This is a genomic window from Dactylosporangium sp. CA-233914 (assembly GCF_050942935.1).
GTDB lineage: Bacteria > Actinomycetota > Actinomycetes > Mycobacteriales > Micromonosporaceae > Dactylosporangium.
Map to the genome: position 1 here is coordinate 3,448,999 of NZ_CP192030.1, position 20,006 is coordinate 3,469,004.

General features: G+C 70.1%; 15 protein-coding genes and 1 pseudogene. 13 read left to right on the plus strand and 3 right to left on the minus strand.

The annotated features are described in order from the left end of the window. Positions 1-62: 62 nt before the first annotated feature. Both ACQPY0_RS15940 and ACQPY0_RS15945 read left to right on the plus strand, forming a co-directional pair. Positions 63-1,079: a LacI family DNA-binding transcriptional regulator gene (locus ACQPY0_RS15940; RefSeq protein ID WP_432989429.1), complete on the plus strand. Its 1,017-nt coding sequence runs from the start codon at positions 63-65 to the stop codon at positions 1,077-1,079. Positions 1,080-1,185: 106 nt separating this feature from the next. After that, a complete protein-coding gene (locus tag ACQPY0_RS15945) occupies positions 1,186-2,814 on the plus strand; it encodes an FAD-dependent oxidoreductase (protein WP_432989431.1) in 1,629 nt (542 codons plus the stop codon). A gap of 61 nt (positions 2,815-2,875) precedes the next feature. Here ACQPY0_RS15945 and ACQPY0_RS15950 read toward each other — a convergent pair whose 3' ends face one another. After that, on the minus strand, positions 2,876-6,409 hold the full coding sequence (locus ACQPY0_RS15950; protein ID WP_432989432.1) for a hypothetical protein: 3,534 nt from the start codon (positions 6,407-6,409) through the stop codon (positions 2,876-2,878). 143 nt (positions 6,410-6,552) lie between these two features. Between ACQPY0_RS15950 and ACQPY0_RS15955 the strand changes: the two are divergent. From ACQPY0_RS15955 to ACQPY0_RS15995, 9 genes and pseudogenes are all read left to right on the plus strand, one after another. Further along, a pseudogene (locus ACQPY0_RS15955) lies at positions 6,553-6,648 on the plus strand (hypothetical protein); the annotation flags it as partial. A gap of 228 nt (positions 6,649-6,876) precedes the next feature. Beyond that, positions 6,877-7,548, plus strand: coding sequence for a substrate-binding domain-containing protein (locus ACQPY0_RS15960; RefSeq protein WP_432995266.1), 672 nt, complete (start codon positions 6,877-6,879; stop codon positions 7,546-7,548). A 173-nt stretch (positions 7,549-7,721) separates the two neighbouring features. Next, the gene (locus ACQPY0_RS15965) at positions 7,722-8,618 is read left to right on the plus strand and encodes an NAD-dependent epimerase/dehydratase family protein (protein ID WP_432989434.1); all 897 of its coding nucleotides are present in this window, start codon (positions 7,722-7,724) and stop codon (positions 8,616-8,618) included. Beyond that, positions 8,615-9,886 carry an enolase C-terminal domain-like protein gene (locus ACQPY0_RS15970; RefSeq protein ID WP_432989436.1) on the plus strand — a complete coding sequence of 424 codons (1,272 nt, stop codon included), beginning with the start codon at positions 8,615-8,617 and terminating at the stop codon, positions 9,884-9,886. The genes ACQPY0_RS15965 and ACQPY0_RS15970 overlap by 4 nt, the downstream gene beginning before the upstream one ends. A 56-nt stretch (positions 9,887-9,942) precedes the next feature. Continuing rightward, complete coding sequence (locus ACQPY0_RS15975) at positions 9,943-11,307, plus strand: ABC transporter substrate-binding protein (protein ID WP_432989438.1); 1,365 nt, start codon at positions 9,943-9,945, stop codon at positions 11,305-11,307. 70 nt (positions 11,308-11,377) lie between these two features. Further along, on the plus strand, positions 11,378-12,334 hold the full coding sequence (locus ACQPY0_RS15980; RefSeq protein WP_432989440.1) for a carbohydrate ABC transporter permease: 957 nt from the start codon (positions 11,378-11,380) through the stop codon (positions 12,332-12,334). Then, complete coding sequence (locus ACQPY0_RS15985) at positions 12,331-13,218, plus strand: carbohydrate ABC transporter permease (protein WP_432989442.1); 888 nt, start codon at positions 12,331-12,333, stop codon at positions 13,216-13,218. The genes ACQPY0_RS15980 and ACQPY0_RS15985 overlap by 4 nt, the downstream gene beginning before the upstream one ends. Before the next feature lie 74 nt (positions 13,219-13,292). Beyond that, a complete protein-coding gene (locus ACQPY0_RS15990) occupies positions 13,293-14,264 on the plus strand; it encodes an acetylxylan esterase (RefSeq protein WP_432989444.1) in 972 nt (323 codons plus the stop codon). Further along, positions 14,261-15,439: a glycoside hydrolase 5 family protein gene (locus tag ACQPY0_RS15995; RefSeq protein ID WP_432989446.1), complete on the plus strand. Its 1,179-nt coding sequence runs from the start codon at positions 14,261-14,263 to the stop codon at positions 15,437-15,439. Before ACQPY0_RS15990 ends, ACQPY0_RS15995 begins: the two co-directional genes overlap by 4 nt. Before the next feature lie 38 nt (positions 15,440-15,477). Here ACQPY0_RS15995 and ACQPY0_RS16000 read toward each other — a convergent pair whose 3' ends face one another. Continuing rightward, positions 15,478-16,131, minus strand: a complete 654-nt coding sequence (locus ACQPY0_RS16000) for a response regulator (RefSeq protein WP_432989448.1) — start codon at positions 16,129-16,131, stop codon at positions 15,478-15,480. Further along, the gene (locus ACQPY0_RS16005; protein ID WP_432989450.1) at positions 16,128-17,297 is read right to left on the minus strand and encodes a sensor histidine kinase; all 1,170 of its coding nucleotides are present in this window, start codon (positions 17,295-17,297) and stop codon (positions 16,128-16,130) included. Before ACQPY0_RS16005 ends, ACQPY0_RS16000 begins: the two co-directional genes overlap by 4 nt. Before the next feature lie 352 nt (positions 17,298-17,649). On the opposite strand from ACQPY0_RS16005, the gene ACQPY0_RS16010 reads away from it, so the two are divergent. Further along, a complete protein-coding gene (locus ACQPY0_RS16010; protein ID WP_432989452.1) occupies positions 17,650-18,108 on the plus strand; it encodes a DUF6220 domain-containing protein in 459 nt (152 codons plus the stop codon). Next, positions 18,105-19,988 (plus strand): multicopper oxidase family protein, encoded by a 1,884-nt coding sequence (locus ACQPY0_RS16015; protein WP_432989454.1) that lies wholly within the window; start codon positions 18,105-18,107, stop codon positions 19,986-19,988. The genes ACQPY0_RS16010 and ACQPY0_RS16015 overlap by 4 nt, the downstream gene beginning before the upstream one ends. Positions 19,989-20,006: the final 18 nt, after the last annotated feature.

Below are 20,006 nucleotides of genomic sequence, written 5' to 3' on the forward strand. Positions count from 1 at the left end.
GACGGCTCACGTGAGGGGTTCGAGGGTTGGCTAAGGCGGCGCGTTCCGGGCAAGGCGACGGAATGGGGGCGAGCACCCGCCGGAAGCGTCCGACGCAGTCCGACGTGGCCCGGCGGGCCGGCGTGTCGGTGGGGATCGTGTCGTCGGTGATCAACAATCGGCAGTACGGCAACATCCGGATCTCGGAGGCGACCCGGCAGCGGGTCATGGAGGCGGTCCGGGAGCTCGGCTACGCGCCGAATCTCGCGGCGCGAGGGCTGGCGGGCGGATCCAATCGGCTGGTGGGCGTATTCACGTTCCAGCGGTTGTTTCCCTTGGCGAACGAGGACTTCTTCCACGAATTCCTGGTCGGCATCGAGGAGGCGGCCGAGGAGGCCGGGTACAACCTGTTGCTGCTGACCGCGGCCAAGGACGCCGCCGGCCGCCGGTCGTTGTTCCCGCAGGGCACGAATGGGATGCAGCTGGCCGACGGCGGAGTGCTGATCGGGTGGGATGAGCGGGTCGAGGAGATCCGCCGGCTCGCCGACGAGGGCTTTCCCTTCGTCTACCTCGGTCGGCACGACATCGCCGGGCTGGAGCTGTCGTACGTGGCCGCGGATTACGAGGGTGCGACCCGGCGGCTGACCGAGGCGGTACTCACTCACGGCCGGCGACCCGCATACGTCGACGTTGTCGATCATATTGAGTCGGTGCCGGGCCGGCAGGCGGGGTTTCGGGCGGCCATGCTGGCGGCGGGACGCGAGCCGCTCATGTTGGCGCTACCGGCGGACGCGGCCGACAGCGAGTACGCCGAGCTGATCGAGCGCGGCCGGGGCCTCGGCGTTGATTGCCTGATCGCGGAAAACGCACGCACGGCGTCCAGTCTGGAGCGTGCCGTCCGCGGGAGCGGATCCGATGTTCAGGTGATCGGCTTGGGCGGAGCACCCGACGATGAAGAGGGTGCCGCGTTGAGCGGGCTGGCGATTCCCCGGCGCGAAATGGGCCGCGAAGCCGTCCGCCTGCTGCTGTGCCTTCTCGACGACCCGCAGTCCGCGCCGGTGCGTTCGACGCTGCCGTGCGAGATTCGTGTGCCGCACTGACACCGGCTGCCGAAACATCGTTGTAGCTCGCTGCATGGAAATTTACGCGCATTACGTAATGCGCTACTATCACGTCTCATCCAGAGCTTCGTGTGAATGAGGTGTGATGGTGAGGGAGCGACAGACGGAGGTTGCCGTCGTCGGCGGAGGCCTTGGTGGGATCGCGGCGGCCTTGGCCGCGCTGCGTCTGGGCCGTCGGGTGATCCTGTCCGAGGAGTCGCCATGGCTCGGCGGCCAGCTGACCACGCAGATCGTGCCACCCGATGAACACCCGTGGGTGGAGGCGATCGGCCGCACCCGCTCCTACGCCGACCTGCGCGAGCGGATCCGTGCGTACTACCAGCGCGGTTATCCCCTCATCCCGGACGCGCGGGCCGATGTGCGGCTCAACCCGGGGCAGGGCGCCGTGAGCGCGCTGTGTCACGAGCCACGGGTGGCGTTGGCGGTGATCGAGGAGATGCTCGCCCCGTTCGCCTCGGGCGGTCAGCTGGTCGTGCTGACCGACCACGCGCCGATCAGCGTGGATGCCGACGGTGACCGCGTCACCGCGGTGACGCTGCGCGACAAGCGCGGCGGCGGCGAGATCATCGTGACCGCGCCGTACTTCATCGACGCGACCGAGCTCGGTGACCTGATCGAGCTGGGCGGCGTCGAACACGTCATCGGCGCGGAGTCGCGCGAGGACACCGGTGAGCTGCACGCCGTCGAGGGGGTCGCCGCGCCTCTGGACCAGCAGGCGATCAGCTGGTGCTTCGCGCTGGACTACAGGCCCGGCGAGGACCACACGATCGACAGGCCGGCGGCATACGACACGTGGTGCGAGTACCAGCCGGACTTCTGGCCGGCACCGCTGTTCAGCTGGACCGACGTGGTGCCTATGACCCTCGAGGAGCGCACCGAGCCGATCTTCGCCGCGCCGGACTCGCCGCGCGGCGGTGTCCACCAGGACCGCTGGAACTACCGCCGTATCCTGTCGGTGGCCCACTACCAGCCCGGGACCTTCGCCTCCGACATCACCGTGGTCAACTGGCCGCAGATCGACTACTGGGGCGGGCCACTGCTCGGTGTCCCCGCTGCGGATCGCGACCGGCACCTGGCGCAGTCCCGCGAGCAGGCGCTGTCGTTCCTGTACTGGATGCAGACCGCGGCACCGGCCCTGGGCGGAGCGACCGGATACCCCGGACTGCGCCTGCGTCCTGACGTCACCGGAACGTCCGACGGCCTGGCGATGCGGCCCTACATCCGCGAATCGCGTCGCATCCTCGCCGAAACCCGGGTCGTCGAGGCGCACGTCGGCGTCAAGGCCCGTACGCTGGCCGGACTGCCGGACGGGGCCGAGCGTTACCACGACAGCGTTGGCCTGGGCTCCTACCGCATCGACCTGCACCCGTCGACCGGCGCCGACGGCAAGCCCCGCACCTATGTGGACGTGTCGAGCTACCCGTTCGAGATCCCGTTCGGTGCGCTGATCCCGCAGCGGGTGGACAACCTGCTGGCCGGTGGCAAGAACATCGGCACCACGCACATCACCAACGGCTGCTACCGGTTGCATCCGGTCGAGTGGAACATCGGCGAGGCCGCCGGTGCCGCTGCCGCCTTCGCGCTCGATCACGGTGTCGATCCCCGAGGCATCCGTGCGGACCTGGGCCTGCTGCACGACTACCAGCTTGTGCTGACCGCCAAGTTGGGCGTCGGCCTGCACTGGCCCGTCTGGGCTCGGACCATCCGCAACTGAACCGCACGCCGGGCCGTGGAACGGTGCCGAAGCAGCCGCCCCACGGCCCGGCCGGCGGAGGTCAGGAGCAGACGATCCGCGAATACCTCACCTGCCGTACCTGATACGACGGACTCCCGTTTGCCGCGACAACCGAACCGTCCACCGTCACCTTCCCGGCCGCGAGCGAAGCCGCCCCGACCGGGAACGTGTGGGACACCCGCGCTCCCGGCGCCACACCACGGAACTCTTGGGAACCCCATGGAGTCGTGATGCGGATGCTGGCGGCCCGGCGCTCCTGATTCGTCACGTCGACCGCAACGGCGGCGCCGGACGAAAGGCAGGCCGGCCTCGCGTGCGCGGACAGTTCGACCTCGTCGCCACCCTTTGGCATGAGCCGCAGCGCGTGGAACAGGGCAGGGTCCTTCGACTCGGCGACGCCCCTGCCCCATGTGCTCCAGCCGCGGCGTCCGGAGCCGTCGTTGTCGTTGATCGCAATGGTCGCGGCCATGATGCGGTCCTTGGCGTCGACTCCAAGAGCCGCCCAGGTCACGGCGAGCTCGTAGGTGGTCGTCTTCGTCTTCTCGTCCCGCTTCACAGCCGTTGTGACGCCGTCCGTGCCACCGCTGACCGGCAGCCATCGGGTGATGTCGACCGGGCCGGCATCGGTCAGCGCTGTGCCGATCTCACTGACAGGACGGCCGCCCTCGCCGGGCCAGCCGGGCGAGGACCCGAGCTGGAGGCTGTCGCCCTGCCAGATCGAGGCGCCGCGCGCGGGCTGCGACCGGACGTCGTCGGTCATCTGGGCGGTGATGTACAACTTGCTGTCATCGTGCGTGATCCACAGTCGTCCGCTGAGGTCCTGCGGCCCCTTCCAACCGGTGATCACCTGCTCGTCCTCGCCGAGCGTCTGCGCGGGCAACTTCTCCAGGTCGCGATCGACCACGCCGTCGACCTTGACCGTGTGGAACGCAACGTCCACCGCCACCGAGGCCGCAGCCACGACAACGCCGCTCGCGGTGTCGGATGACGGGCCGGAGACGGTTGCCGACCAGGTTCCGAAGGCTGTGAGTGGCACGTCCGCCACCGCGGTGGTGCCGCTCGCGACATCCGCGCCGGCGAGGACCGTCCCCTTCGTAGCGCCGACGGCCCACGAGACGCCGTCGAGGCGTACCGCGTGGTTGCTGCGGTTGAGTACCCTCAGCCGCAGCACGTCCGCTCCGGTGCTGCTCAGTGCGTGCGTGCCGGACAGCTGAAGTGCGGGGACGACCTTCGCGGTCGCGGTGAGGACGCCGATGGCATGGCCGCCCTCGTTGACAACCGCTGTCCACGTACGCTGACCGACCCCGGCGGGTGCCAGGGTCGCCGGGACGTTCTGCGTGGCGCCGGCCGGAACCGACGCCGCAGTGGTCAGTCCGTCCGAGACGAGCGAGAGGCTCCGCGCCGACGTCCCGGTGTTCGCGACGTGCCATGTCGCGTCCGGCGCGACCCCGCTGACCGACCCCGTCACCGCCAGCGAGAACGGCGAGGACGGCGTGACCTGGCCCAATGCACCTTGCACATAGACCGGATCGACACCCACGGCGACGTGCACACGACCATCGGCGTCCGGGGCGAGCACCGTGCTGCCGCCATAGAGGTCGGTGACGGTCACCGATCCGGTCGCCTGGATGCTCCACGTCTGCGGTGTCAGCGCCCACAGCGCCTGCAACCGCGTGCCGGCGGATTCACCGGACCGCGGGCCGAACTCGACTCCGTAGCGCCCACTGCCCAGCGACAGGACCGAGCGTACGGGCCGCTGTGCCGTCTGACGTGTGAGTACACCTTCCGCGGTGAAAGCGGGCTTGGGCGTGTACGCGCCCCGGGCGTCGGACTCGTTGCGGATCATCCCGAAGTTGTGTTCGGCGTCCGCCGGGTCGGTGCCGTCGTCCTTGAAGTCGTACACGGTATAGCGTCCGATCCCGTCGCCGAGTGCCAGCAACTGCGCGCGGGTCAGGTCGCGCGCCTGCACGTCGGGCGCGACTCCGGGCGGATTCGCGGTCGTGTACCAGCCCTGTTCGGTGAACCAGATCGGCATGTTCGGGTGTCCTGCCGCGGTGAGCTTCTGCTTCAGGACGTTCACGTGGGCCTCGAAGGCCTCCGGCTCGGCCGTGAAGTCATACGGGTGCGTTGAGAACGCGTCGATGTGCTCCAGGCCGCCCGAGGCGATGAATCCGTCGAGCCAGCCCTGCCAGTCGTTCATCGGTGCGAGGGCGGGCCCCGCCAGGACCGCGTCCGGATGCGCGGCCTTCACCTTCGCGGCCGCTGCGGCGAGCAGGGCCGCATAGTTCTGCGGTGTCGCGCCCGCCGGTCCCTTCGCGTCACGGATGTTCCACTCGTTCCAGACCTCGTACGCCGCGTGATCCGTGCCGAAGCGGTCGACGGACGCCTGCGCGTATCCGGCGAATCCCGCCCGTCCGGCATCCGTGGCAGGCGCCTCGCCCTGATGGTAGAGCGCGTTTCCGTAATCGAGCACTTGCAGGAAGTCGACGTCGTTCGCCCGCAGGCCCGCCGTGTACGCGTTCACCCGCGCGGGGAAGGCGTACGCGCCCTTCACCTGCTCGACCTCCGACCAGTACGCCTCATCGCGGGCGAAGCCGAGACCGGCCTTCCCCAGCAACGGGACCGACGCCCCCGGCCACCGGCCGCCGTAGTGGGTCGCGGCACCGATGCGCCGTTCCCGCAGCGTGCTCGCGGGAAGCACAGAGATGTCCGTGCCGCCGTTCACCGTCGTACCGTCGGGCTGCACGGCGGCAATATCCACCGTGTACCACCCTGTGCCGAGCGCACCGAGGGAGATGGTGTTCCGCAGTTGTGCCGGGGCGCCGGAGCCTGAGCCGACGACGGCGCCGTGCGCGTCGCGCACCGACCAGCGCAGCGATGTCGCCGCGGTCTGGACGCCGAAGGACACCTGATCGCCGGCGGTGAAGGCGTTGCCGAGCGTCGTGGGCACGATCGCCAGCGGCGGTGGCGGCCCTTGCGCGACGACATCGTCGACGTCGAGCGTCACGGCCGGCCCCGGCGTGATGCGGAACGCGTCGATCAGCAGCGAGATCTGGGTGAGCGGGCCGTGCCATATGCCGTCGTTGGCGCCGCCCCAGTGGACGTACTGCGCGCCGCCCGCGAAGGTGGAGACCGAGAGTTTCTGCCACTGCGTGCCGCGGTTGAGCGTGAGGGTCTGCTGGTGTGCCTGACCCGTGGCGTCGACCAGGCGCAGGACGAGGCCGGTCAGCTCGGCGCTGCGCACGGACAGGTCGAGTTGCCGGAGGTCGAGCGAGGGGACGCCGCGGGCCATCTCGACCGTCCCGCTCGGCGCATTCGCCTGCAGGCGAGCCGAGGCCGTGCCGCCGGCGGGCGCGTCGGTCGTGGTGGTAAGTGTCGCCGTGGCCGCACCCGTCGTCACGGGGAACCACGGATCGGTGCCGTGCTCGAAGTCGCCGATCACGACGGGTCCCGTGCCGGCGGCGGCGGGCTGGGCCGCGGGCAGGAGGGCGATGACGGCGGCGAGCGCGGCCAGCACTGCGAGCCGCGCGCGGCGTCGGGTCTTGAGGGTGGCGGTGAGGGTCGTCCAGGGCACGAGCACTCCTCAAGGAGAGTCGGGGTGGATGCGCGAGACGATGCGAACAGGTCCGGGGGTGTTGCAAAACCGGTTTCGCAAGTCCGCATCCTCCCCTCGGCGGGCGGACGCTGTCAACGCCCTCGCGCCGGTATGCTTGCGGCATGTCCAGCCGTAGCGTCCGGTTGAGCGACATCGCGGCCATCGCCGGAGTGTCGCTGTCCACCGCATCCAAGGCTCTCAATGGAGGTGACCGGATATCGGAGGAGACCCGGGCGCGCGTGCGTGAGATCGCGGCGCGGCTCGACTTCCAGCCGAACGCGCTTGCGCGCTCTTTCGCGCTCGGGCGCAGCCGGACGATGGGCATCCTGACCTACCGTGCGGCCAGCACGTTCGCGGGTCCGGTCCTCATCGGCGCGGTGCTGCGCCTCGGCGAACTGCAGCAGGCGTCGCTCGTGTTCGACGAGGACCTGCTCGTGCCCCGGCAGATGACGGACAGCATACGCGAGCTTCAGGTCCGGCGGATCGACGGCCTTCTCGTTGTCGGCGACGGTCACGAGCGCATCTCGCCCTCGGTGACGCACCATTTCGGCGTGCCGGTCACGTATGCGTTCGCGGCTTCGGACCATGCCGAGGACGTCGTCTACCTGCCCGACAACGAGACCGCGGGTCGCCTCGCCACGCGCCACCTGCTGGAACGGGGCCGGACGGGCATCGCCCACATCACCGGCGATCGCACCAGCATCGCCGTGCGCCTGCGCGAGCGGGGAATGCGCGCCGAGCTGGAGGCGGCCGGGCGTGTGCAAGCAGGGCAGACGCTGCATGGGTCCTGGTCGAGCCGGTGGGGCGCTGCGGCGATGATCGAGCTGCTGGACTCCGGAACCCCGTTCGACGCCGTGTTCTGCGGCAACGACCACATCGGGCTGGGCGTGCTCGAAGTCTGTGCCGCCCGGGGCCTGCGCGTGCCCGAGGACGTCGCCGTCGTCGGCGTGGACAACTGGGAAGGCGTCGTTCTCGACCAGGGCATTCGGCGCCTGACGACCGTCGACCTGCAACTGCAGCGGCTTGGCCGGCTGGCCGCCGCCGACCTGCTGGCGCCCGAGCGCACGCCGGGCGAGCACCTCGTCGAGCCGACCCTCGTGGTCGGTCCCTCCTCCTGAGCGCCTGACAAGGCCCCAGCTCGACCGGGCGACCGTCCTCGCGGGGGCGGTCGCTTCATCGTGCGCGCCCACGAGTCCGTCCGCGTCCGGGTATTGACACCGTTCGCGGGGCGTGCTTGTCTGCTGCGAAACCAGTTTCGCAAATCCGCTCCCTGAGAGTGAGGATCATCCGCGTGCCCGAGTCCACCCCACCTGGCCGCGTCCTCGTCACCGGCGCCGACGGTATCGTCGGCCGCCCTACCGTCGCGGCGCTCGTCGACCGCGGCATCGCCGTTACGGCGCTGTCCCGATCATGGTCCGCACCCACGGGGGCGGACCGCGTCGTGACGGGCGACGCCGCCGACGAGGCGCTCGTTCGAGACGCGCTGGCGGACGTGGATGCCGTCGTGCATCTGGCGGCGATCGCGCATCCCCTCCTCGACACGCCGCGGGCCGTTTTCGTCGGGAACACCTCCGCGACGTTCACCGTCCTCGCCTGCGCCGGGGAGGCGGGTGTCCGGCGAGCGGTCATCGCGAGCTCGATCAACGCTTTCGGCGTACCGATGAACCACCACGACGTCATGCCCGCCTACTACCCGCTCGACGAGGCGTCGCCCGTCGCGCACGACGACGCGTACTCGCTGTCGAAGTGGGTGGACGAACAGATCGGCGCGTTCGCCTGCAGCCGCTGGGACATGACCGTCGTGGCCCTGCGCTTCCCGCTCGTCCGCGACCTTCCCGCCCTGCGGCGCAGGGCGGAGCAGACGCGCAACACTCCCGCCGAACGGGCGCGGCTGGCCCGCGAGGGCTGGGCTTACCTGGAGATGTCCGATGCGCTCGACGCGATCGTGCGCGGGCTCACCCAGCCGCTCTCCGGGATGCACACCCTCCTGGTCGCTGCGGACGACACGATCATGAAGGAGTCCACGGAGGACCTTCTCGACCGCTACGCCGCCGGGGTCGAACGCAGGCAGCGGTTCGACGCTCGCCAGGCGCCCATCGACACGTCCGCCGCCCGCCGCGCACTCGGCTGGGCCCCCGTCGTCTCGCTCGTGGAGGGCGAGGCACCCGTCATGGAGGCATCCGCATGAGTACGCCCCAGACCGCGTCAGCGTTCGCCCAGCCCTGGGACGCGCCCGACGACGTACGCATCACGCGCGTCCGGACGATCGCGACCGCGCCCGAGGGCATACCGCTGCTCGTGGTGAAGGTCGAGACCACCGACGACGGCCTGTACGGGCTGGGCTGCGCGACCTTCACGCAGCGCTGGCGCGCGGTCGCGACCTACGTGGAGGAGCACCTCGCCCGGCTGGTCATCGGGCGGTACCCGGGTGACATCGAAGACCTCGTGCGCCTCGCCCGATTCTCGTCCTACTGGCGGGAAGGCCCCGTCGGTAACAACGCCATCTCCGGGCTCGACCAGGCGCTGTGGGACATCGCGGGCAAGCGCGCCGGACGCCCGGTCCACGAGCTGCTCGGCGGCAAGGTCCGCGCCGCCGCCGACACCTACCTGCACGCGGCCGGCGCGACCATCGACGAGACGCTGGAGCAGGCCGAGAAGCTGCACGAGGAAGGACTGCGGCACATCCGGCTGCAGACGGGGCAGCCCGGCGCGGGTCATTACGGCGCCCCGGCGGTGCCCCAGGCCGCGAAGACCGACGACGTCTATGCGGGCGGCTGGAGTGTCGAGGAGTACCTGCGCCGGACTCCCGAGCTTTTCGAGGCGGCCCGCGCGCGCCTCGGCGGGGACATCGCCCTGCTCCACGACGTCCACTCGAGGCTCACGCCGAAACAGGCCGTCGTGCTCGCTCGCTCGCTGGAGACGTACCGCTTGTTCTTCCTGGAGGACGTTGTCGCACCTGAGCACTGGGACCGCCTGCCGCAGGTGCGTGCCGCCTCGCCCGTCCCCATCGCGGTAGGGGAGCTCACCACGTCGCTGTCGGATGCCGCGCGGCTTGTACTCGGCGGCGGCGTCGACTTCATCCGCTCCCACGTCTCGGACATCGGCGGCCTCACCGCGGCGCGCAAGATCGCTGCCGCCGCCGAGCTTGTCGGGGTTCGGACCGCCTGGCACGGTCCGGGCGACACATCGCCCGTCGGCGCCGCCGCGAACGTCGCGCTCGACGTGACCAGCCCGGCGTTCGGTATTCAAGAAGGACACGTGTACGCCGATGCGGTGCACGAGGTCTTCCCCGGAACCCTTCGCATCGAACGCGGCTGGCTGCGCCCCAACGAAGCGCCCGGTTGGGGGATCGACCTCGACGAGACCGCCGCCGCCCGCTTCCCCGCCGGACTTTCCGGACACGACGCGTGGGCCGCACAGGTCCGCGGACGCGACGGTGGACTCATCGCTCCCTGACGCGTACAGCACCGCTCCCACGAGCGATCCAGCACGACGACACCCCAAGGAGACTCATGAACCGCACAAGGATGCGGCTTCTCGCGCCGGTAGCGGCCCTGGCCGTCGCGGCGCCAGGCCTTGTCGCCGGATGCGACGGGTCGGACGGCGGCTCATCCGGCACCGTCTCGATCACCGTCGCGGGCATGCCGAACAACCAGCAGCCCGAGATGCTCAACAACTTCAACCGCAACATCACCGACTTCACCGCGGCGAATCCAGGCATCAAGGTCACCGGCGACGAAGCCGTCTTCGACGTACGCACGTTCCAAGCACTGCTGGCCGGCGGCAAGCTCCCGACCGTCTTCTACGTCCCCTTCACGGAGATGCAGGGGCTGATCGCTCGGAAGCAGGTCGCCGATATCACCGCTGCCATCCCCAAGGACTCCACGGCCGCCCGGATCAACCCGGCCATTCAGAAGATCGTCAAGGACTCCGGCGACCACACGTACGGGGTGCCGGTTCAGGCGTACAGCATGGGTTTGCTCTACAACCGCGACCTGTTCAAGAAGGCGGGCCTCGACCCCGACAAGCCGCCCACGACGTGGGATGAGGTGCGCGCGGCCGCCAAGACGATCCAGTCCGTCACGGGCGTGCAGGGCTTCGCGAGCATGACGAAGGACAACACCGGCGGCTGGGCGCTCACCGCCATGAGCTATGCCCACGGCAGCACCATCGAGTCGGCGGACGGCAAGCACGCGAGCGTGGACAATGACGCCACGCGCAGCGTTCTGGAGTTCTACCGCGCCTTGCGGTGGGAGGACAACACGTTCGGCTCGAACTTCCTCATCGGATACAAGGACGCCCTGGACGCGTTCGCGGGCGGCCGGATCGGCATGTTCGTGCAGGGCGCTGACGCGTACAAGACGGTGGTGTCGAACCTCGGCATGAGCTCCGACGCGTTCGGCCTGGCCCCGCTGCCGCAGACGGCGCGGGGTCTGGGCACGCTGGGCGGCGGGACGGTCGCGATCATCAACCCGCGTGCGTCGGCGGACCAGGTGAAGGCCGCGATCAAGTGGGTGGAGCACTTCTGGCTGCGCAAGTACAGCGGCCAGGAGGCGGCTGTCGCGGACGCGAAGGCCAAGGCGGCCGACAAGCAGCCGGTGGGTGAACCGACGCTTTCGCTGTTCGACCAGGCGACGACCGACACCTATCTCGAATGGGTGAAGGACTACGTCAACGTGCCGCGGAAGAACTATGCGGCCTACTTCGCCTCCGCTCAGACCATGGCGCTGGTCCCCGAGCCGCCGGCGAAGACGCAGGAAACATACGGGACGCTCGACACGGTGGTCCAAGCGGTACTGACGCGCAAGGATGCCGACATCAACGCGCTCCTCAACGACGCCCAGCGCAAGGTCCAGGCGACCATCGACGCGGGCTGATCTCGACTCCCGCTCCCCGCCGCGCCGCGTCCGCCACGGCGCGGCGGGGAGCCCCACCCGAACAGACGAGGTGATCTCCCTGACTGTCCAGGCCCCGTCCCGGCCGGCGTCCAGCATGCACCAGGCCGAGGCGAAGCACCCCGCGCGCCGGCTCGTGGGCTGGGTACGCCGTGGCGGGCTGTCCACGCTGCTGTTCTTCCTGCCGCTCCTGCTGTCGTTCGGCCTCTTCTCGTGGTGGCCGATCCTGCGGTCGCTGCCCCTGAGCGTCCAGCAAACCAATTTCCTCACCACAGAGTGGGTCGGCTTCTCCAACTTCACCCGGGTGCTCGCCGACCCGCTGCTGCTGACCGCGGCCTGGAACACGCTGTGGTTCGCTCTGCTCGCGCTCGCGATCGGGTTTCCGCTGCCGGTGCTCCTCGCGATCTTCATAGCGGAGATGCGCCGTACGCGCGGGCTGGCCTCCGCGCTTGCCTACCTGCCGGTGATCTTCCCGCCCGTCGTCGCCGTGCTGCTGTGGAAGGCGTTCTTCGATCCAAGCCCGACCGGAGTGCTCAACACGGTGCTCGGCTGGGCCGGGCTCGGCCCGCTCGCCTGGCTCAACGACGGCGACCTGGCGATGCCGTCGATCGTGCTGCAGGCGACCTGGGCGTCGTTCGGCACCGCGACGATCATCTACCTGGCGACGCTGATGGGAGTGCAGAGCGAGCTCTATGACGCCGCGGAGTCCGATGGGGCCGGTGCGTTCAAGCGGTTCTGGCACGTCACCCTCCCGCAGATGCGCGGCGTGCTGCTCGTGATGATGCTGCTCCAGCTGATCGGCACGTTCCAGGTGTTCACCGAGCCCTACATCATGACGAACGGTGGTCCGGAGAACCGCACCGTCACGATCCTCATGCTGATCTATCGGTACGCCTTCGTCTCGGGCGACTACGGGCGCGCGACGGCGCTCAGCGTGCTGCTGGCGATCGCGCTGTCCGCGCTGTCCGGGATCTACCTCTGGTCAACCAGGCGCTGGAGCACGTCATGACCGCTGAATCCGAGCGCAGCATTCTGTCCCGTCTTGATCGGCGCCGCCCTGCCGTGCGAATCGGGATCAGCGTCGCGGGCGTCCTGACCTACGCCGGCCTCGCCGTCTTGTGCGTAGGGCCGCTGTTCTGGCTCTTCAAGGCCGCGACGTCGACCTCGACCGAGACGCTGTCCGCACCCTTCTCGCTGTGGCCGAGCGGCGTTCACTGGGACAGCTTCGCCGCGGTGTGGACGAAGGTCGATTTCGGCCGCTACTTCTTCAACACTCTCTGGCTCATGGCGGGATCGCTGTTCTTCGGGGTGTTCGTCGCGACGACCGGCGGCTACGGGTTGGCAGTGCTCAAGCCGAGGTACGCCAAGGCGGTCTTCGCGGCAGTCCTCGCGACCCTGTTCCTTCCCGGAGTCATCTCGCTCGTCTCGCTCTACCTCACGGTGATGGACGTGCCGCTCGTCCACGTCAACCTGCTCGGCACCTTGTGGGCCGTCTGGCTGCCCGCCTCGGCCAACGCGGTCAACGTCCTGCTCATGCAGCGATTCTTCGCGGCGATCCCGGCCGAGCTGTTCGAGGCGGCCAGGATCGACGGGGCAGGCCCGTTCCGGGTATTCGTGTCGCTCGTCCTGCCGCTGTCGCGGCCGATTCTCGGCGTGGTGAGCCTGCTGACGCTCGTCGGTGCGTACAAGGAGTTCCTCTGGCCGCTGCTGGCCTTCCCGAACCCGCAGGATCAGCCGATCTCGGTCGCGCTGCCCCGCCTGGAGGGCTCGCTCGACTTCTCCCAGTTCATGGCCGCCCTGTTCATCTCCGTGATCATCCCGGTGGTGCTCTTCCTCGTGTTCCAGCGGCAGTTCCTGCGCGCTGCGGGCAATGCCGGAGCCCTGAAGGGATGAGCGTGGAGACCATCGCCTCCGTCACGACACTGGCGGTCCACGTTGGACCGTCAGTCTGATCCGAAGGATCCCGCATGCCCCGCTTCGACCTCGCCCTCGAGGAACTCCGCGCGTACCGGCCTGATCTGCGGGTGCCCGCGGACTTCGACGACTTCTGGGCGCGTACGATCGCCGACGCGCGCGCCGCCGACGGCAAACCGACGTTCACGCTCATCGCGTCGGCGCTGACCGCATGCAGCGTATTCGATGTACGGTTCCCCGGGTATGCCGGCGACACGGTCGCCGGCTGGCTTGTCGTCCCGGCCGACGCCGAAGCGCCGCTGCCCACCGTCGTGCAGTACCTGGGTTACGGTGCGGGGCGTGGGCTGCCGCACGAGTGGCTGCCTTGGGTCGCCGCCGGGTACGCGTTCTTCGTCATGGACACGCGCGGGCAGGGGGCGATGTGGGGTGTCGGCGGTGACACGTCCGATCCGCACGGCAGCGGCCCGGCCGCGAGCGGCTTCATGACCCGCGGCGTCGAGAGCCCGGAGACGTACTATTACCGGCGGGTCTTCACCGACGCGGTACGCGCGATCGACGCGGTACGCGAACACCCGCTCGTCGACGCGGCTCGCGTGTCGGTGTGCGGCGGCAGTCAGGGTGGCGGCATCGCACTGGCCGCCGCCGGTCTGACCGACGATCTGGTGGCGGTCCTGCCCGATGTTCCGTTCCTGTGCCACTTCGAACGGGCAGTAGGGTTCACCGGTCGTGACCCGTACCAAGAGATCGTCCGGTATCTCGCCGTCCGGCGAGGCATGACGGAGCAGGTCTTCGAGACGCTGTCCTACTTCGACGGTGTCTCCTTCGCGGCGCGTGCCCGTGCGGCGGCGCTGTTCTCCGTCGGACTGCTCGACCAGACGTGCCCGCCGTCCACCGTGTTCGCCGCGTACAACGCGTACGCCGGCGAGAAGGAGATCACAGTCCATCCGTTCAACGACCACGAAGGCGGCGCCGCGAGCCAGTGGGCGTTGCAGGCGTCCTTCCTGGCGGATCGGCTGAGCGCATGAGCAACCCCACCCGGTACGGCGTCAACTACCTGCCCTCCCGCGATTGGTGGTATGCGTGGGTGGACTGGGACGAGGACGTCATCGCGCGCGACCTCGACGTCATCATGGGGCTCGGCTTCGACCATGTACGCCTCCAGTGCCTGTGGCCCTTGTTCCAGCCGAACCCGGCCTACGTGTCCCCGACGATGCTGACCCGGCTCGTACGCCTCCTCGACCTTGCTGGTGAGCGCGGGCTGTCGGCCTGCCCGACGGTGCTCGACGGCTGGCTGAGCGGCTTCGACTTCCGTCCCGCCTGGCTGCGGGATGCCAGCCCCTTCGCTGATCCGGAAGCGGTCGAGGCGGCGGCGCGACTCGTGACTTCGGTCGCGAAGGCTGTCGCGGAGCATCCCGCCGTGTGGTGCCTCGACATCGCGAACGAGCCGAACGTCCTCATGCGGCAGGCGCGACTCGCACCGGGTTCCGGCGATGGCTGGGCGGCACGCATGGCAGCGGCGGCGCGCAGTGGTGCTCCCGGCGTCCCGGTGACCGTTGGTGTTGATCATGAGCCGTGGATGACCGGGGACTGCGCGCTCACCGCGGAGACGGTCGTGGACATCTCGGATCTTGTTGCGATCCATGCCTGGCCGTACTTCACCGGGGCCTTGGCGCGCTTCGGCGAGGGGGAGCGCGGCGCTTGGGCGATACCGGACTATCTGGCCCAGGTCGCGCTCGCCGTCCTCGATGGACGCCGCAAGCCGCTGTGGGTGCAGGAGGTGGGGGTGTCCGAGCTCTGGCTGGACCGGGTGAACGTGCCGGACTTCGCGGAGCGGATGCTGCGGCGCATCGCCGCGATTCCGGAGGTGACCGCGGTGACGTGGTGGGCCTCCCACGACATCGACCGGCGGCTGCGTGGGTTCGACGAGCTGGAGTACGGGCTCGGCCTCATCGATACGGACAACCGCGTGAAGCCCGTGGGGGAGCGCGTACGCGACGTGATCGCTGAGCTGCGGACCCGGCCTGTTCCGCCGGCCCGCACCGCCGCGCTGGAGCTGCCACCCGGAACGGTTCCCGATCTTGAGTTCGCGGCGAAATGGTTCGACCGGGTGCACCCCGACGGCGGTCCGCGGATCGTACGGCGAACGGCCGATACGCCACCTGACCTGGGGCACAGGGATCACGCCGATGTCCAGGGCTGACGAGTTGGCTCAGGCGCGGCGTCGGGCGTCGGTCCTGCCTACCGGACCAGGCCCGACTGGTAGGCGAAGACCACCAGCTGGGCGCGGTCACGTGCGCCGAGTTTGACCATCGCCCGGCTGACGTGGGTACGCGCGGTCGCCGGGCTGATCACCAGGCGCTCGGCGACCTCCTCGTTGCTGAGCCCTTCGGCGACCAGCGCGACGATCTCGCGTTCCCGGTCGGTGAGGGTGGCCAGCTGGGGGTGGGGTTTCAGGGCCCGGCTGGATTGGTTGGCGAACTCGCGGACCACCCGGCGGGTGACCGACGGGGACAGCAGCGCGTCGCCGTCGGCGACCAGGCGTATCGCGCGCAGCAGTTCCGCCGGTTTGGTGTCCTTGATGAGGAAGCCGCTGGCACCCACGCGCAGCGCGTCGAACACGTATTCGTCGATCTCGAAGGTCGTCAGCACGATGACTTTGGTGGCGCTGAGGTTCTGGTCGGCGACGATGCGCCGGGTCGCCTCGATGCCGTCGATGCCGGGCATCCGTACGTCCATGAGCACCACGTCCGGGTGCAGCTGCCGGGCCAGCGTCACCGTGTGCAGCCCGTCCGCGGCGTCTGCCACGACCTCCAGGTCGTCCTCACTGTCCAGCAGCACGCGCAGGCCGAGGCGGATGAGGTCCTGGTCGTCGGCGAGCAGCACCCGGATCATGCCGGCGCCTGCGCTATCGGCAGCCGGGCGTGGACCCGGAAGCCGCCGCCGGGGCGTGGGCCGGCTTCGAAGACGCCGCCCAGCGCGGTGACCCGCGCGGCCATTCCCGGTATGCCCTGCCCGCCATGCGCATCGCCGGCGGTGGCGCCCGGGCGCCTGCCCGCTCCGCGGCCGTTGTCGGTCACCTCGATGGTCAGTTCCGGCGGCTGGTACCCGATCAGGACCGAGGCGGTCGTGGTGTCGGCATGGCGCAGGACGTTGGTCAACGCCTCCTGCACGATCCGGTACGCCGCCAGGTCGACGGCGGCCGGCAGCTCTCGCGGCGTTCCTGTGGTGGCGACCGTCACCGCAACGCCGGTGCCCGACATCCGCTCGACGAGTTCGCCGACGCGGGCCAGTCCCGACCCGGGTGCGCGCGACGCGGCGGTGTGATCCTCGCGGCGCACCACGGCGAGGGTCGCCCGCAGTTCGTCGAGGGCCTCTTTGCTGGTCCGGCTGATCGCGGTCAGCGCCGTCTCCGCGTGCTCCGGCCGTTTGGGCAGCACGTGCAGGGCGATCTCGGCCTGCATGTGGATCGCCGCGAGGCCATGACCAACCACGTCGTGCACCTCCTGTGCGATGCGCAGCCGCTCCTCATAGGATTGGCGTCGGATCTGCTCAGCACGAGTCCGCGCCGAGGATTCCCGGCCGACCCGGACCACTCGCCCCACGGCAAAGGGTAGGAACACCCACGCCGAGCCCGGCACCAATCCGGCCAACGCGCTGCCGCGGCCCGGGCCGGTGGCCAGCACCAGTACGTGGCCCAGCAGCATGACGAGGGCCACGACGCCGCCGAGCGTGGCTCGCCGGGCCGGCAGCCGGGCCGCCGCTGTGTACACAGCCACCGCGAGACAGAGCAGGATCAGGGCGTACGGGTAACCGAGGATCAGGTACGCCGACGTGGCGGCGGCCGTGAGCATCAAGGTGGCCAACGGCCAGGCCCGACGAACGACGAGCGGCAGCGCGGCACCCACGATCAACGCACCGCCCAGCGCGTCGATGGGGTGCCTGGCGTCCTGCCACCGTTGTGCCCCGATCGCCGTGGCAAGCGCCATGCCGGCCAGGGCCACCGCCAGCAGGCCGTCGCCCACCAGCGCTCGGCGCCCCAACCGCTCAGCCCATCGCACCAACCGATCATGCATCGAATCACGGCACGCCGGTACCGCCACCGCTCGAATCCCGGCCTACGTCGGTGAACGCAGCCGGCCCGGAGCCGCTACGCGATCCTGCGTACCTGATCACCGCGAGTGCCATGCTCCTCGAACAGCTCGGCTTCGCCGCTGGGCGTACGCAGCCGTAGTGGCGTCCGCACTCCGGCGTATCCATGGGTACGTCAGAGCGTGGACGCCGGATTCGTCCATGGTTGCCTACGGTGTCGGTACACGGACGGGCCGGTCGAGACCCGTATCCGTACCCGGCCGGCCGTCTCGGTCAACGGGGCGCTGGCGCCGGCCGGCCGATCACGACAAGGAGTGCGCCATGCGCAAGGTGTACGTTGGGCTCAGCGCTCTGTTGCTGCTCGCCGTGCTCGCCCAGTTCTACTTCGCCGCGGTGGGCGCCTTCGCCAAACCGCAGCACGAGGACTCGTTCGCGCTGCACGACGCCACGGGCATGATGGTCATCCCGTTGCTGTCACTGCTGGCGACCATCGCCGCCGCGACGGCCCGGGCACCGGGCAAGTTGATCGGACTGACGATCCTGCCGCTCGGTCTTGTGGTCGTCCAGGTTCTGATCGTCACCCTCGGCCGCGCGGTCAGCGGCACCGAAGACACCACCACTGCGGCGGGGTTGACCATCCTCGGCCTGCACGCGATCAACGGGCTCGCCATCATGGCGGTCGCGGGTGTCGTGTTCCGGCGGGCCCGGCTGCTGGCCGTCGCCGCGCCTGCGAGCGAACCGGCCGGCGCGGCCCGATCCGCCGCCACGCCGTCAGCATGACGACCGACCTTCTGCTCGTACTGGACCTGGTCGCCGGTGCCGTGGTCACGGCCGTGTGGCTGGGCGCGGGCGTGACGGCCGCGGCCCGCCGGCCGCGGCCGGCGCTGGCCCTGTGCGCGGTGGCGGTACTGGCCACGCTCGCCCGGGCCGGCATGGTGCTCGCTCTGGCCGGTCGCGGCTGGTGGTTCGCACAGGAGAAGGCGACGCTGGCCCTGCCGCTGCTCGGCGCCGCCGGTGTGACCGCCGTGCTGCTGGCCGGCCCGCGCCTGGCCCGGGCCGCCAGATCGCAGCGCCAGGACAGTTCGGCCGGATACCGCACGGCCGTCGTGGTCCCGCTGCTGACGGCCGGGTACGCCGCGGCCGGCGGCCTGCTCGTCACGATTCTGGTCGGGTATCCAGCGACCTGGAGCGTCGCGCTGATCACGGTGGCGCTGGTCGGTCTCGCCGCGCTGGTGACCTGGCGGGTGGCGGTACCGGCCGGGCCTGTGCCGGGCATGCGCGCGGGCGTGGCGGCGACGATCGCGGTGGGGCTGGTGGGCGTGGGACTGGCGATGGGGACCGGCGGCGACGACAGCGCCGCGACCGGTGGTCATCATGGCGGGCACGCGGTTGAGCCGGCCACGCTGCGCGGCCCCGCTGCGCCGCCCGGGGACGGCACGGTGCGCCGGTTCACGCTGACCGCCCGCACCGCCACCATCACGCTGTCCTCCGGCCGCCGGGTCCAGGCGTGGACCTTCGACGGCCAGGTCCCCGGACCGCCGATCACCGCCGTGGAGGGCGACCTCGTCGAGGTCACACTGCGCAACGTGGACATCCGCGCCGGGGTGACCCTGCACTGGCACGGCTACGACGTGCCCGCGGGCGAGGACGGGGTGCCGGGCATGACCCAGGACGCGGTCATGCCCGGACAGGAGTTCGTGTACCGCTTCGTCGCCGACCAGGTCGGCACGTACTGGTACCACACCCACGAGGTCTCGGACCGTGGCGTCAGAATGGGACTGTACGGGACACTCGTCGTGACCCCGCGCGGTGATCCGGCACCAGGCCTGGACACGACCGTGGCCGTGCACACCCTTGCCGGCGTCACCGTTCTCGGCAGCGCCGACCAGCCCGTGCGACAACGCGTGGCGCCCGGCACGCAGGTGCGGCTGCGACTGGTCAACACCGACAACACGCCGCACCGGTTCACCCTGGCCGGGACCGTGTACCGCCTGGTCGCCGCCGACGGCAACGACCTGAACAGTCCCGGTGACCTGACCCGGGCCGGGCTGCGGCTGCCCGCGGGCGGCCGCTACGACCTGGCGTTCCGCGCGCCGGACCACCCGGTCGCCCTGCTGGTCGACAACGATCGCGCCGGTGGCCTGCGGCTCGCGCCGGAAGCCGACGGCGGGCCGGCCATGGCCGAGGACACCGCGGGCTGGCCCGAACTCGACCTGGCCCGGTACGGCACGCCCGCCGCCACCCCGTTTGATGTGCACAGCCGGTTCGACCGGCATTTCACGCTGGTCCTCGACCGCGGGGTCGCGCTGTCCGGCGCCCGGCCACGCTACGCGTACACCGTCAACGGCCGCGCGTTCCCGTCCATCCCGACCGAGGTCGTCCGCCAGGGAGACCTCGTCCGGTTCACCGTGGTCAACCGCGGGCGCGACACCCACCCGTGGCACCTGCACGGCCACCGGGTGCTTGTGCTGGCCCGCGACGGGCGCGCACCGACCGGCAGTCCGCTGTGGTTGGACACGTTCGACGTGCGTCCGGGGGAGGTGTGGGACGTGGCGTTCCGCGCCACCAATCCCGGTTTGTGGATGAACCACTGCCACAACCTCAGCCACGCCGACCAGGGCATGATGCTGCACCTGGCGTACGAGGGATTCGGCACCTGAATTCCTACTCCAGCCGCA

Coding starts and splice junctions, on each gene's coding strand:
- ACQPY0_RS15940 (WP_432989429.1), top strand. CDS start 63: ATGGGGGCGAGCACCCGCCGGAAGCGTCCGACGCAGTCCGACGTGGCC.
- ACQPY0_RS15945 (WP_432989431.1), top strand. CDS start 1,186: ATGGTGAGGGAGCGACAGACGGAGGTTGCCGTCGTCGGCGGAGGCCTT.
- ACQPY0_RS15960 (WP_432995266.1), top strand. CDS start 6,877: ATGACGGACAGCATACGCGAGCTTCAGGTCCGGCGGATCGACGGCCTT.
- ACQPY0_RS15970 (WP_432989436.1), top strand. CDS start 8,615: ATGAGTACGCCCCAGACCGCGTCAGCGTTCGCCCAGCCCTGGGACGCG.
- ACQPY0_RS15975 (WP_432989438.1), top strand. CDS start 9,943: ATGAACCGCACAAGGATGCGGCTTCTCGCGCCGGTAGCGGCCCTGGCC.
- ACQPY0_RS15985 (WP_432989442.1), top strand. CDS start 12,331: ATGACCGCTGAATCCGAGCGCAGCATTCTGTCCCGTCTTGATCGGCGC.
- ACQPY0_RS15990 (WP_432989444.1), top strand. CDS start 13,293: ATGCCCCGCTTCGACCTCGCCCTCGAGGAACTCCGCGCGTACCGGCCT.
- ACQPY0_RS15995 (WP_432989446.1), top strand. CDS start 14,261: ATGAGCAACCCCACCCGGTACGGCGTCAACTACCTGCCCTCCCGCGAT.
- ACQPY0_RS16000 (WP_432989448.1), bottom strand. CDS start 16,131: ATGATCCGGGTGCTGCTCGCCGACGACCAGGACCTCATCCGCCTCGGC.
- ACQPY0_RS16010 (WP_432989452.1), top strand. CDS start 17,650: ATGCGCAAGGTGTACGTTGGGCTCAGCGCTCTGTTGCTGCTCGCCGTG.
- ACQPY0_RS16015 (WP_432989454.1), top strand. CDS start 18,105: ATGACGACCGACCTTCTGCTCGTACTGGACCTGGTCGCCGGTGCCGTG.